This window comes from Alicyclobacillus hesperidum subsp. aegles, from assembly GCF_027923525.1.
Classification (GTDB): Bacteria; Bacillota; Bacilli; order Alicyclobacillales; family Alicyclobacillaceae; genus Alicyclobacillus; species Alicyclobacillus aegles.
The window spans coordinates 90077-104219 of the sequence record NZ_BSBJ01000011.1; the positions used below are offsets into that span (position 1 = coordinate 90077).

Annotated in this window: 10 protein-coding genes; 3 read left to right on the top strand and 7 right to left on the bottom strand. The window is 55.0% G+C overall.

Annotated features, from left to right (window positions below; genetic code table 11):
- Positions 1 to 13: 13 nt before the first annotated feature.
- Both QMF38_RS08685 and QMF38_RS08690 read right to left on the bottom strand, forming a co-directional pair.
- A complete protein-coding gene (locus QMF38_RS08685) occupies positions 14 to 808 on the bottom strand; it encodes a formate/nitrite transporter family protein (protein WP_058095688.1) in 795 nt (264 codons plus the stop codon).
- A gap of 330 nt (positions 809 to 1138) precedes the next feature.
- Complete coding sequence (locus QMF38_RS08690; RefSeq protein ID WP_058095687.1) at positions 1139 to 1534, bottom strand: DUF2294 domain-containing protein; 396 nt, start codon at positions 1532 to 1534, stop codon at positions 1139 to 1141.
- 136 nt (positions 1535 to 1670) lie between these two features.
- Between QMF38_RS08690 and QMF38_RS08695 the strand changes: the two genes are divergently transcribed.
- A complete protein-coding gene (locus QMF38_RS08695) occupies positions 1671 to 2522 on the top strand; it encodes a DODA-type extradiol aromatic ring-opening family dioxygenase (RefSeq protein WP_058095686.1) in 852 nt (283 codons plus the stop codon).
- Positions 2523 to 2537: 15 nt separating this feature from the next.
- Here QMF38_RS08695 and QMF38_RS08700 read toward each other — a convergent pair whose 3' ends face one another.
- The 3 genes from QMF38_RS08700 to QMF38_RS08710 form a co-directional block, all read right to left on the bottom strand.
- Positions 2538 to 3392: a hypothetical protein gene (locus tag QMF38_RS08700; protein WP_058095685.1), complete on the bottom strand. Its 855-nt coding sequence runs from the start codon at positions 3390 to 3392 to the stop codon at positions 2538 to 2540.
- A gap of 102 nt (positions 3393 to 3494) precedes the next feature.
- On the bottom strand, positions 3495 to 5366 hold the full coding sequence (locus tag QMF38_RS08705; protein ID WP_058095684.1) for an ABC transporter ATP-binding protein: 1872 nt from the start codon (positions 5364 to 5366) through the stop codon (positions 3495 to 3497).
- Positions 5363 to 7096, bottom strand: a complete 1734-nt coding sequence (locus tag QMF38_RS08710) for an ABC transporter ATP-binding protein (protein WP_058095683.1) — start codon at positions 7094 to 7096, stop codon at positions 5363 to 5365. Before QMF38_RS08710 ends, QMF38_RS08705 begins: the two co-directional genes overlap by 4 nt.
- Before the next feature lie 129 nt (positions 7097 to 7225).
- On the opposite strand from QMF38_RS08710, the gene QMF38_RS08715 reads away from it, so the two are divergent.
- Positions 7226 to 9280 (top strand): S9 family peptidase, encoded by a 2055-nt coding sequence (locus QMF38_RS08715; protein ID WP_058095682.1) that lies wholly within the window; start codon positions 7226 to 7228, stop codon positions 9278 to 9280.
- Positions 9281 to 9295: 15 nt separating this feature from the next.
- On the top strand, positions 9296 to 10291 hold the full coding sequence (locus QMF38_RS08720; RefSeq protein WP_058095681.1) for an acrylyl-CoA reductase family protein: 996 nt from the start codon (positions 9296 to 9298) through the stop codon (positions 10289 to 10291).
- Positions 10292 to 10302: 11 nt separating this feature from the next.
- Here QMF38_RS08720 and QMF38_RS08725 read toward each other — a convergent pair whose 3' ends face one another.
- Both QMF38_RS08725 and QMF38_RS08730 read right to left on the bottom strand, forming a co-directional pair.
- On the bottom strand, positions 10303 to 12342 hold the full coding sequence (locus tag QMF38_RS08725) for an ABC transporter ATP-binding protein (RefSeq protein ID WP_269744881.1): 2040 nt from the start codon (positions 12340 to 12342) through the stop codon (positions 10303 to 10305).
- Positions 12339 to 14126 carry an ABC transporter ATP-binding protein gene (locus tag QMF38_RS08730; RefSeq protein ID WP_058095680.1) on the bottom strand — a complete coding sequence of 596 codons (1788 nt, stop codon included), beginning with the start codon at positions 14124 to 14126 and terminating at the stop codon, positions 12339 to 12341. The genes QMF38_RS08725 and QMF38_RS08730 overlap by 4 nt, the downstream gene beginning before the upstream one ends.
- Positions 14127 to 14143 lie beyond the last annotated feature (17 nt).

Genomic DNA, 14143 nt, shown 5'->3' on the forward strand with positions numbered 1-14143 from the left:
TACGATGGGCTTGTCAACCCGTCGTGGTGTCCCCGGCTTTCCGCATGTAGACCAGAAAATATGCGGTCGCGGTGAACAGCCAGCCACCGATGGCATTGCCAATGAACGCGCCAATCCACTCGACAATGATTTGGCCCCATGAAATTGGTGCGCCAACCCATAGACCCGCCGGTAGCACAAACATGTTGGCAACAACGTGTTGAAAGCCGATCGCGACAAAGGTCATGATGGGAAACCAGATGGCCAGAATCTTGCCTCCAATATCCTTTGCGCCATACGCCATCCATACGGCGAGACAAACCAGCCAGTTACACCCGATGGCGGATAAGATGGTCGAACCAAACGGCAGTTTTGCCTTGGCGGTCGCCAGCGCAATGACAGTCGTCTTAAACGGATCCTCGGTGAGCAGATGTACACCCACCCCAAATACACCAGCGACAAACAACGCGCCAATCAGATTGCCAATTAGCACCCAAAACCAGTTGTACACAAGGCCGCCGATACCAATTTTCTTCGCGTGCAGCGCGAGAGGTAGCGTCATCATGTTGCCTGTCAAAAGCTCTGCTCCGGCAATCACCACCAACATCAGGCCGACCGGGAAGACGGCGCCGCCCAATAGACTCTTGATGGACGCCAAACTGTCTGGCAAGCTCGCAGTCACGCGAATGTCCACCAGGAATCCAAGCGCGATAAACGCCCCTGCCAAAAAACCAAGAATCAACAGTTTCCACCATGACTGTTTTGCCTTGTCGTGGCCGATGGCGGCAGCGGTTTGGGCGATTTCCGCCGGAGTCAAGAAATTGCTCATCCAAATTCCACCTTTCTAGGTTTTTTCGCTGCTCGATCGCGCATGAACAGGCATAGGATGCTTCAATTCAGCCGGAAAATGAAAAATCATGACAGGATTCCATGAGAGCCAAAGAACACAAAAAAGGCACAAATTGTCCGCCAAAGCAGTCAACTTGTGCCGATGTGTTTGCCTGCAGAGCCTACAGGCCTACCATACAAGCGTCGAGCATTTTTTGTAGCGCGCTCACTCACACGAATGCGCTCGCCACATGTCGTATGATAGCACAGTTTAGTTATGAAAGCGAATTCAACGGAAAAATTGATTAGCCCCCATAGATATGATCATATCTTACGCTTCATCTGTGGCGTCAGTCGCATTTGTACAAGATAGAGCACCTTGCCCAATTGGCTTTTCGAAAATAAAGACGGAAACGCCCATATCCTCTTCAACCTTGAAGTCAGAGAACAGGTACAACATCTTTGAGCCAGCCAGTTCCTCCATGCCCTCCGGGACCTTTTTCGCGTACAATGCCTGAATCATATTGGTACGAGCCGATCTGACAATTTCCGCGCCTTCCGGCGTACGGCTGATAAATTTCTCTGTCGGAGTTAAGTTTCCTTGCAAGATGGAGATGGCCATGTTGTCGACAAACACGGTATGAATGCGCTCCGGCCCCTTGCCGAAACACTCTTTGCGCACACGCCGCACGATCTCGTTAAATGCTTGCTCGCGGCTTTTCGCCATGTTCATCTCCCCTGATCCTCGCGTCCTTCGTTTGTAATTGTATTCGCTTATCTTCCATAAGCCAATAGAAGCAATTTGCTACTCCCTTGGCCATAGCACGCAATTGGCGTACAGTTGCGACAGGAGGAGATCAATCATGGCATCATCGTCCGTCGTATTTGCATGCATCACGCCACATGGGTTGCCCATTCTCAAAGAACTGGCCGGTGATGAACCCCATTTGATGGCCAAGACACGAGCCAGTATGGAGAAACTTGCACAGCAAATGCGGGCCGTGGAAGCCGATGTCATCGTTGTCATCACGCCGCACGGCCTGCGCGCAGACAATCAATTCACGATTGCCGCAAGTTCATTTATGGAAGGGGAGTTATCGGAACTAACGGTCGCCCAGATGGTAGGCAACACGCGTCCGGATGTAGGAGAACGAGTCCACATGCGCCGCGTGGTCGACCAAGCTTTTGCCAGAGCCATTGGCGCTGCCAGTAATAGCGCTTCGTTACCGATGGCCGTTATCAACTTCGCGACCCAAAAAGGCGTATTCTCGACACTCCCGCTCGATTGGGGCTCGCTCATTCCGCTATCTTATATGCCTGATATACCCATTGTCGTTGTCAATTCGGCGCGATCGCGCACATACCAGGAACACATTCAGCTGGGTGAACAGATTGCCAAAGTCGCAACATCGATGGGAAGGCGTATTGCCATCATCGCGAGTTGCGATTGGTCACACACCCACGATCCTAGTGGACCTTACGGTTGGCACCCGGATGCGTCTGCGCTGGACGATTCGGTTGTGGCATGTATTTCGCGCGGGGATTTGGAAGGGCTTATGCAGTTTTCGGAGGAAATCATCGAAAATGCTAAACCGGATGGCATCTGGCAAGCACTCGTTCTTGCGGGGGCCGTGCCGCCAAGAGCACGCCGGCCGCAATTGCTGTCATATGAGCGGCCGACGTACTTTGGCATGCTGTGCGCACGAATGCTCTAACTCATGAATGCTGTGTTATCGTACCGTGAAAACTGGATGTTGAGTCGTTTTCGAGACAATCACGGTATCGAGAATTTGCGCAACTCTGCCGTTTGCATCCGTCGTCACAAGGTGGAATTGACCCGGCGCCGACAAATGATAACGCACCTGCGTGGCGGTTCGTCCAGGCTGTGGATTGGCCCCCACACGATTCAGGTCGCCAGCGGATCGAAGCTGCACATGGTTGGCCTGGTTACCGGTTACGACGACATTCCAGCCGGTTGGGATAGACACTTGTAGCCAACCACCGTTGGCAAGAGCGGAGCCCGCCGTGTAAGCGCCGGGTGCCGTCACACCGCGCCCATCCGTGAAGGCATTTGGCGATGTTGGTGCTGTTACCCCGCGACCATCTGTGAAGGCGCGCGGCGATGTTGGTGCCATCACAGCGCGGCCGTCGCTGGCAGTCAAATTGGGCCGTGTAGCGTTCGTCTGTGCCGGCAGGGCGGCGTTCAGTTGCACATACACCGTTTTCGCTGCGGCATTGACTTGAACCTGATGTCGGATCGTTCCATACGGTGCTCTGGCGACATCGCCCGCATACGGAGTTGTCGCGCGTCCGTTTGGCGCGACGCGCGGATCCAGTGCCCCGCCGATGGCGTTGCCGACATCAGCTGCTCCGCGGCCTGCAAAGTTCCCAATCGCAGCTGCCCCGCGGCCGGCCGCGTTGCCTACGTCCGCCAACCCGCGCCCGACTGCATTACCCGTGCCTGCAACCCAACCAGCGGCCGTATTGGCAGCCTGGTTTGCGGTGTTCGCCGGTGTGCCACACCCTGTCAAGGCCGCCAGAGAAACCGCGACACAGGCACTTGCCCAACCGAGCTTCGCCCTCATCTAAGATGCGCCTCCCTCTTCAAGGTGTCGAATCATTGTCCCCCTTGATGAGTCGGCGCTATCCACCTCGTGCGGCGGTACCTTCTGGACGAATTTTCTCGTTTACGCTGGCGCTCCAGCGAATTGACTATAGTACAGTTCGGCATAAAAGCCGCGACGTGCCAACAAATCCTCATGCGTCCCTTGCTCGATCACGCTGCCGTGATTCATCACCAAAATGAGATCGGCGTTGCGAATAGTCGACAGTCGGTGCGCAATGACAAAACTCGTTCGCCCCTCCATCAACTTCGACATCGCTTCCTGAATGAGGATCTCGGTGCGCGTATCGACGCTACTCGTCGCCTCGTCGAGGATTAAAATGGATGGATCAGCCAGAATGGCTCGTGCAATCGTTAAAAGCTGTTTTTGCCCCTGCGAAATGTTCGAGGCTTCTTCGTTGAGCACTGTGTCATACCCATCAGGCAACGTCCGGATGAAATGATCCGCACGCGCCGCCGTTGCTGCAGCAACCACCTCGGCTTCCGTCGCACCAGCGCGACCATACGCGATATTCTCGCGAATGGTGCCGTGAAATAACCACGTATCTTGGAGCACCATGCCAAACATGCTGCGCAAGTGGCCCCTTTGCAGTCGCGTGATATCGACACCATCAATGCGAATGGAGCCACCGTCGACATCGTAAAAGCGCATGAGTAGATTCACCAGCGTCGTCTTACCCGCGCCTGTCGGACCCACAATCGCAACCATCTGTCCCGCTTTGACGTCAATGTTCAGATGCTCCATGAGCGGCTTATCCGGTTGATAGGCGAATCGCACATCCTTGAACTGCACATCCCCCGTCGGCGCAGACAGTAGCACCGGCTCTGCCGGCTCCGGCGTTTCCTCTTCTTCATCGAGCAATTCAAAAATGCGCTCGGCCGAGGCCACTGTCGATTGAATGATATTGGAGATGCTGGAGAGTTGAGTGATGGGCTGTGAGAATTGCCGCGCGTACATGATGAACGCCTGGATATCCCCAATACCAATGGCGCCGCGAGTGACGAGAAAACCGCCGATCACGCTGACGAGAACGTAGCCGATATTCCCGATGAAATTCATCAAAGGGAAAATCATCCCGGAAATAAATTGTGCCTTCCAGCCAGACTCAAACAGCTTTTCATTATACTCGACGAACTGACTCATCGCCCTATCCTCAAGGCCAAACGCCTTAACGATTTGGTGCCCTGTGTACATCTCCTCGATGTGACCATTAAGTTGCCCAAGTGAGCGTTGCTGCCCGACAAAATAGCGTTGCGAGCGCTTGGCAATGGTACGCGTCACATGGAAAGACAGGGGCAACGTCAAAAATACGACGACAGACATCCACGGACTGATGGAGAACATCATCACAATCACGCCGACAAACGTCACGACCGAACTAATTAACTGGGTGAGCGTCTGTTGCAGCGTGTTTCCGATGTTGTCGAAATCGTTGACAAATCGGCTCATAATCTCGCCAGTCGGCCGCGAGTCGAAAAAGGATAAGGGAAGGCGTGCCATCTTTGCGTTGACTTCCTTGCGCAAGGCGTAGACCGTCTTCTGGGCAACGCCGGCCATGACAAACTGTTGGATGTAGCTAAACACCGCACTTAGGACGTATAAGACGGCCAGTTCCAAGATGACATGAATAATGCCAGATAGATGAAACCCAGAGCCCGGGAGCCCATGCAGGCGATGGCGGATGCCAGCGACGAGATCGTCCGTCGCATTTTTCATGACATCTGGGCTCAAGATGCTAAACAGCGTGCTAAGAATCGTCATCAAAAGAACAACGGCAAGCCGCCACAGATGTGGCTTAAAATACCGGGATAACCGACGCAACGTGCCTTGAAAGTCCTTCGGCTTTTGCACTGGCATACCAGGGCGCATACCGCCCCTGCCCATTGGCATCGGCGGGCGCATCGTCCGCATGTCTCTGCGTTCGGCCTCGCTCATGCGCTCTCCCCCTCTGCCATTTGCGATGCAACAATTTCGCGATAAACTTGGCACGAATTGATCAGTTCGTCGTGCGTGCCCACCCCTGCAATGCGTCCTTCGTCGAGAACCACAATCTGGTGCGCATCGCGTACCGTGCTTACCCGTTGCGCCACGATGATGACGGTGGCTTCCTGCACCTCGTCGCGCAACGCCGCACGCAGGCGGGCATCCGTGCGAAAATCGAGTGCCGAAAAACTGTCGTCGAAAATGTAAATCGGAGCCTGCTTGGCGAGTGCTCGCGCGATCGATAAACGCTGCTTTTGGCCGCCGGATACGTTGCGACCTCCTTGCTCGATGTACGACGCAAACCCATCCGGCATTTCCTCGATAAACTCGATAGCCTGAGCTACCTCCGCAGCTCGCCTGACTTCCTCATCACTTGCATCCTGTCGCCCCGCACGAATGTTATCGGCAATGGTGCCGCTGAACAACACGGCTTTTTGCGGAACGTACCCGATTTTTGCGCGCAAAGCCGACTGCGTTTGCGCCCTTACGTCGACGCCGCCGACCAGCACGGCCCCCTCGTTCACGTCGTAAAAGCGCGGGATCAAGTTGACCAAAGTCGACTTGCCTGCCCCTGTGCCGCCAATGATGGCCGTCACCTGTCCGGGCCTGGCGACAAACGAAATATGAGACAAAGCGGGCGTTTCAGCACCAGGATAGCGAAACGTGACGTCGCGAAATTCGACTTGGCCGTGCTCTGTGCGCGATGCTTGGGCATCCTCAGCAACAGGATCGACAATATCCGGGTTCGTTTGTAACACAGCCCAAATGCGGTTGGCAGAAGCGGACGCTCGCGGAATCATGAAAAACATCATTGATACCATCATGATGGCAAAGAGTAGTTGAGTGATGTACTGAATAAAGGCGATGAGCGATCCGATTTGCATCGTGCCGTGCTCCACGCGCATGCCACCGAACCAAATGACCGCAATCACCGAGAGATTGATGACCAGCATAAGAGCAGGCGACATCACGGCCATGATTTTTTGTACGCGCGTGGTCGTGTTCGTCAAATCAAAGTTGGCTACATCGAATCGGTCCTGTTCATAGGCAACGCGGTTAAATGATCGAATGACGCGGATTCCGGTCAAATTCTCGCGCAAAACGCGGTTAAGCGTGTCAATTTTGGCTTGCATCGTGCGAAACAATTTGGTGGCCCGCGTGAAGACAAGCGCGATAATGGCAGCCAAAACAGGCACCATGACGACGAGGATCAACGACAATTTGGCATCCGTGTAGACCGCCATCAAAATGCCGCCAATGCAATTGAGCGGCGCCATAATCATCATCCGCAGCATCATGTTGACCAACTGTTGCACTTGCGTGATGTCGTTGGTCGTCCGCGTGATCAACGAAGACGTGCCCAATTCGTCAAATTCATGTAGCGAAAACGTCTGTGCATGGGCAAAAACCTCGCGGCGCAGAACTTTCCCAAAGCTCGAAGCGGTGCGAGAGGATAAAAAGCTCGCCGCGATCGAAAAACATACGGAAGCGATGGAGACCGCAAGCATCAAGAGACCTGTCGTGACGATGTAGTGAAGATTGCCCTTGAGCACGCCATAGTCGACAATATCGGACATCAAGGTGGGAAGATATAGATTGCCAAGGCACTGGATAAAGATAAACGTCACGATAAAGACAATGGCGAACCTGTAGGGACGCAAATATGGAAATAGATTTCGCAACGCGATTCACCCCATTTCGTATGTAGGACTGTTCGTTTACTTCTCCCGTTGAAGGAAAATGGCCATACCGCATGCTATGATACAAAAGAATGATACATATTTTGTTGAAAACCCAAGGAGGCACTCATCATGGAAGCCCCGAAAGCAAAGCGGATTCCCCATCCCCATACCATTCATGGCGATACGCGGCCGGACGATTACTACTGGTTGCGCGATAAGTCCGATCCCGACGTCATGGCGTATTTGGAAGCTGAAAACGAATACTATCGTGAACACGTGGACGCGCTTTCCCACATCACGAATCACCTGTATGCGGAGATGGTCGCTCGTATCCCGGAAAGCGAGCAAAAAGTGCCCGTCCAAGGTGACCATTACTTTTACTACACCCGCATGGAAAAATCCTTGCAATACCCGGTCTACGCCCGCAAACGAGCCGCGGATAGGACACAACTGGCCACGGCCGAGGAAGAGATTATCCTCGATTTGAACGAACTCGCTGGCGACGGATATTTGAGCGTAACAGAGAAACGCATCAGCCCCGATGAAACCAAGCTCGCTTATCTCGAAAATCGGGACGGCACCGACCGCTATACACTCTTTGTCAAGGATCTCACGACCGGAGGATTGCTATCGGATCGCATCGAAAACGTGTTTATTGGGGACAGTGTCGAGTGGGACGCAACAGGTTCCTACTTATTTTATACGACGGTTGACGAAAGCCAACGACCCTATCGTCTGTGGCGCCACCAACTCGGGGACGATCCGGCAAACGATAGCTTGCTCTACGAAGAATCGGATGTCACGTACATTCTGAGTTTGGCGAAATCGCAAAGTGGACGTTATCTCTTCTTGACCTCATCGACAAAAACAACGACCGAGGTCCGATATCTCGCTGCGGATCAACCGCTTGCTTCATGGACCGTTTTCGCCCCGCGCGAGACCGACGTGGAATACAGCTTGGAGCACTGGCGTGATCACCTGCTCGTCTTGACCAATCGCAACCGATTCAATTTCAGCCTGTTTGAACACCCAATCGCGCCGCTCAATCCGGCACAGATGCGCGAATTGTTTGCGTACGACGACACTCGATATTTGCTTGCGGTGCACCCATTTCGCGACGCGCTGGTCATCGAAGGGCGGCAAGACGGCCTAACCCAGATTTGGACGTACTGCGATGGCAACCTGCAGCGCCTTGCCTGGCCTGACCCGCTGTACGCGGTACATGTGAGCGAAAATCGCCGTTACGACACGAGCGAAGTGCTTTTGGCGTACGAATCGTTCTTAACGCCGCGCACCACATATGCCCTTCAGCCAAAAACAGGCTCACTGTCCGCCCTTCAAACGGCTCCCGTCAGCGGCCCGTTCGATCCACAGATGTATCGCCAGGAGCGGATCTGGGCAACAGCCGAAGACGGCGTGCAAGTGCCCGTGTCGGTCGTCTACAAACAGGACGTTCTGCAAAACGGCCCTGCACCACTGTTGCTATACGGCTATGGTTCATACGGGCACAATCTCGATCCGGCATTTATGCCACAACTCCTGCCAATTCTCGATCTTGGCGTGGTCTACGCAATCGCGCACGTCCGCGGCGGATCGGAAATGGGGCGCCAATGGTACGAAAACGGAAAAATGCTCAATAAACGTAATACATTTACCGACTTCATCGCCGCTGCCGACGACCTCATTCGTCGCGGATATACAACGCGCACTCAACTCGCCGCCGATGGGCGCAGTGCAGGTGGCTTGTTGATGGGTGCCGTGGCTAATCTTGGCGGTGATCGATTTGCGGCGTTGTCAGCCGGTGTGCCGTTTGTCGATGTGGTCACGACCATGCTCGATCCGACGATTCCGTTAACGACGCTCGAGTGGGACGAGTGGGGCAACCCGGAAGACCCGGAGTATTACGCGTATATGAAGTCTTATAGCCCATACGACAACGTCGAGGCAAAAGCGTATCCGCATATCATCGTCACCACCGGGATCAACGACCCTCGCGTGGCCTATTGGGAACCTGCTAAATGGGTAGCCCGGCTGCGGACCATGAAGTCTGACGATACCGTCCTTGTCATGAAGACGCACATGGGTGCGGGTCACTTCGGATCTTCCGGTCGACTCGAGCACATGCGCGAGCAAGCAGAAATTTATGCCTTCCTGTTGGATAAAATCGGCGTGCACGTCCATTGAAACGGGGGATTGATGGTGGAATCGTTTCGCGCATTTCTCGTCAACCAAACGGATGCTGGCTTTACATCCGGCATCCGCACGTTGACACTCGATGATTTGCCCTTGGGTGAAGTCACGATTCGCGTCCGGTATTCGAGTGTAAATTATAAAGATGGTATCTGCTCGTTGCCCAACAGCCGTCTGGTCACCCAATACCCTATGGTGCCAGGCATTGATCTGGCAGGAGAGGTCATCGAATCGCAGGACACCCGGTTCCGTTCTGGCGATCCGGTGATTGTGACCAGCTACGACCTCGGTACGGGGCACTTTGGTGGATACAGCGAGATCGCACGCGTGCCAGCTGCGTGGGTCGTGCCGTTGCCGGAGGGACTCACGTTGCGCGAAGCCATGATCCTAGGTACGGCTGGCTTTACCGCTGCCCTTTCCTTGCAACGAATGGAGGAAAACGGATTACGTCCGGATAACGGACCGGTGCTCGTCACGGGAGCGACCGGCGGTGTGGGTAGCACTGCCGTGGCCATGTTCAGCCAACTGGGTTATCGCGTGATCGCTTCCACGCGCAAAGAGAGCGAGCACGTGTTTCTGCGAGAGTTGGGCGCAAAGGAAATCGTGTCGCCGGACGAACTCGTGCTGCGCGATGGCGACTCATTTGCGAACCTACCGGAACGTTTCGCCGGCGCCGTCGACCCGGTTGCGGGAAAAGCCCTGCCGTATATCCTCAATACCTTAAAATACGGCGGCTGCGTCACGGTGAGCGGCTTTACCGGCGGCCCTGAATTTGCCGCCACCGTATTTCCGTTTCTGCGGCGCGCCATCACCTTCATCGGCATCGATTCCGTGCTCTGCCCGATGTCGATCCGCGCCCCGCTGTGGCAACGCATCGCACGGGAACTGAAGCCACAAAAGGTGCTCGAACAGATCGTTCAGGAGATATCGCTGGATCAGTTGCCGCAGACGCTGGAACGGATTCTACGTGGCGACATGCGCGGGCGCGCGATCGTCAAGCTATAACCGCAATTGCATTAGGCGCCGCTAGCCGGCGCCATATTTGTTTGCAACTCATACATCTGGCGGTACTTCCCACCAAGGCGTATGAGTTCATCGTGCGTTCCGCGTTCGACGATCTCGCCGGCATCCAGCACGAGGATCAAATCCGCGTCGCGGATGGTTGACAGTCGGTGCGCGATGATGAATGTCGTTCGTCCTCGCTTGAGTACGGAGAGCGCGTCTTGGATGAGGCGCTCGGTTTCGCTGTCGATGCTCGCCGTGGCCTCGTCGAGCACGAGGATGGCCGGATCAAACGCCAAAGCGCGGGCGAACGAAATCAATTGGCGCTCGCCTGCCGACAAGGTGCTGCCGCCTTCTAGCACCGGTTCATCCCAGCCGTTGGGCAAGTGTGCGAGCAGCCTATCGGCACCGACATCGCGCAACGCCTGCTCCACCCTTGCCCGCGAGACGCGTTCATCGCCAAGGCTGACATTCCATGCAACTGTTCCCGTAAACAGATACGGGTCTTGCAGCACAATCCCCAAGTGCTGGCGCAATTGCTGCGGTGCAATGGTGCGAATATCGACGCCATCGATGCGAATCTGACCGCCCTGCGGATCGTAAAACCTGAACAGCAGATTGATGATGGAACTCTTCCCAGACCCCGTGTGTCCGACGAGCGCCACCGTCTGACCTGGCTGAGCGCGAAACGATACGTTCTTCAACACGTTATGTTCACCGTCATACGAAAAGGTCACATGGTCAAACTCCACCTCGCCGCAAAAGCGCGGGATGGAGCCAAACACCGGATCGACCCCGGGCTCGTCGAGCAATTCAAATACGCGAACGGCGGAAGCGCGCGCCTGTTCCAGATTGGCCAATTGGTTTACAACCTGTGTGACGGGTTGAAAAAGCCGGTTCAGATAATCAACAAAAGCATATAGGACGCCAAACGAGACAAGAGACTCCAGATGCATCGAGCGCCAGCCGAAGATGGCGATAACAGCGATGAAAAACGAATTGCGAAAGACGCCGGCCAGATTAAATCCCGTCGCTGAATTTACGCGAAGCAACCGCGTTTGCCCATCGTAATACGCTTGGTTAAGCTCGTCGAACTCGGCTTGTGTCCGTTGTTCGCGATGAAAGGCGCGAATGATAGGGACGCCCTGGATCGTTTCATTCAACATCGCGTTGATCTCGGATAAAAGGGCTCGAATGCGTACATTGACGGAGACCGTCGCCCGTCGGTATAACCAAATCCAGACGATCAAAATCGGGATTAAAATACTCGCCATCAGGCCGAGCCAGACGTTCAGAATGAACAGAGCGACGTAGATACCGACCATCGTCGCGATACTTGACAATACGTTGGCGAGCACATTTACGTAAAAGTCGCGAATGGCTTCTGTGTCGTTCGTAATGCGCGAGACGACCTTGCCGGCTGGTAAGTTGTCAAAATAGCGGATCGGCAAACGATGAATTTGGTGAAATACGTCCTTGCGCATCCGCTGTAAAATCCGGTTTGCCGATACTTGTAACAAGTACTGCTGACCGTACAAAAAGATTGCGGCGCCAGCGAGCAGTCCGAAGTAGACCAAAGCCAACCGAATGACGCCCGGGATTTCGGGACGATAAAACGAAAACAGCTGCTGCCGTGTCAACGGCCTGGCCGTGATCAGCTGCGAGCGACCGCCCTCTTGTTCGCGAATCTGGCCTGCCTCATTGCCTCGCGCGACATGCGATACCACGCCGTCGAGAAAATACGTACGCGTGCCCACGGCCACCAGCGTGTGTGGGTTTAATCGCTTGCTCTGCGCCGGCATTCGGTCGGCCCGCACATACCACTTGCCTTCCCACTCGACCGCGCCGCCGGCTCGCGGTGTCACCTCGTACCAGACCTGCTGAATGCCCATGATGTGTCGATTGATAATGGCCTTTGCGACAAACGGCCCTGCCAACTGCGCCGCCACGGCGAGTACAAGCATGACAATGGCTAACGCGATGGCTCCCTTCGCATGTGCTGCATATTCCACAAGTCGCTTGTTTACCTGCTTTTCGGCGTTCAGATCAATCACCCCCGTTCCTCCGCCAAAGCAATGGCATCGCTGTCATCCAGTGCCTCTTCCCCGTACGCTTGCTGGCGCTCGTACTGTTGCGCGTACCAGCCTCCCTGCGCCATCAAATCGGCAAACGTGCCTTCTTCTGCGATCCGCCCATCATCCATCACGACAATCCAATCGGCATGTGCGACTGCCGACATGCGGTGGCTTGCGATAAGAGTAGTCCTGCCTTGGCGAACCGAGCGGATCGATTCGATGATATGTGCCTCCGTGCGGGCATCGACAGCAGACATGGCGTCGTCAAGAATGAGAATCTCAGGATCGACGAGCAGGGCCCGCGCCAGAGCAATGCGCTGTTTCTGTCCGCCGGAGAGCGAAATCCCACGTTCTCCAACCAACGTGTCGAGGCCGTTTGGCAGCCTTTCAAGATCTTTCACAAAATCGGCGAGGCGCAAGGCTTCCAGGACTTCGGCGTCCGTCGCATCGTGCCGACCAAAGCGCACGTTATCGCGGACGCTGCGCGAGAACAGCATGGGATTCTGCGGGACATATCCCAACCAACCGTGCACGATATCCATGGCAATCTGTTCGATCCGCACGCCGCCGATGGTCAAGGCACCTGTTTGCGATGGTGGATACTCGCGAAGCAACTGGCGTAGCAATGTCGATTTGCCACTCCCTGTGCGCCCCACAATGCCTAGGGTTTCACCGCGGCGAATAACGAGTTCGATGTCGCTCAGGTTGTCTCGATCCGAAGTTGGATAGCGGAAGGTCAGGTGTTCAAAGCGGATCTCCTCAGGGCGGTCAACGGCCACGGTTGTCGGCGGATCGACGACATCCGGCTTGTACGCAAGTGTCTCGTTGACTCGATCCAGAGATGCGTTGCCGCGTTGCATGATGTTAATCAACTGTCCGAAGGCAAGCATCGGCCAAATCAACATTCCCAGATAGACGTTAAACGACGTCAGTTGGCCAATCGTCAGCTGGCTTTGAAAGACGAGGTAAGTCCCGTAGCCAAGGCCAATCAAATAGGTAATGCCAACAAGCATGCTGATGGTCGGATCGAACAACGCGTCAATGCGCGCCACGGCGATGTTCTTGCGATAGACATCGGCCATCGTCGCCGCGAAGCGCTCCTCCTCGTGCTTTTCCTGCGCGTAGGCCCGCACGACACGAATGCCGGCTATGGTCTCCAAGACGCGATCGTTCATATCGCCAAACGCGTCCTGCGCAAGTGTGAATCGCTCGTGCAACATCTTCCCATACTTGGTCATCGCCAAGGCGATAAACGGCATGGGGACGAGTGAAAGCAACGTCAACCTCCATCCGTCCAAGGAGCCCATCGTCACAAGAATGGTCGCGGAATAGGTGGTCGAGTCGATCAACGTCAAAATGCCGAACCCGGCGGTCTGTGAAACCGCATTTAGGTCGTTGGTCGATCTCGCCATTAAGTCTCCGGTGCGATTCTGTTCAAAGAATCGCGGCGTCATTTGGAGAAAGTGTCGCATGAGCCGCTTGCGCAGCGACAACTCGAGCACGCGCGCACCCCCGTACAACTGATACTGCCAGGTGAAGCCGCACGTATAGCTGATGACAATGACAAGCGCCAGGGCGCCGACGAGATCCCACAACGTGCCCGCCGTCATCCCCCGCTGATTCATCAAATCGATGGCGCGCCCCACGATATCCGGTGGAGCGACCTCAACGAAGTTGAGGAACAAGAGCAGGCCAACGGCAATGGCATAGCGCTTTCGCTGTTGCCAGAAAAACCATCGCAATTTCCACAATACTTGGAACACGTTTCGTCCTCCTACAC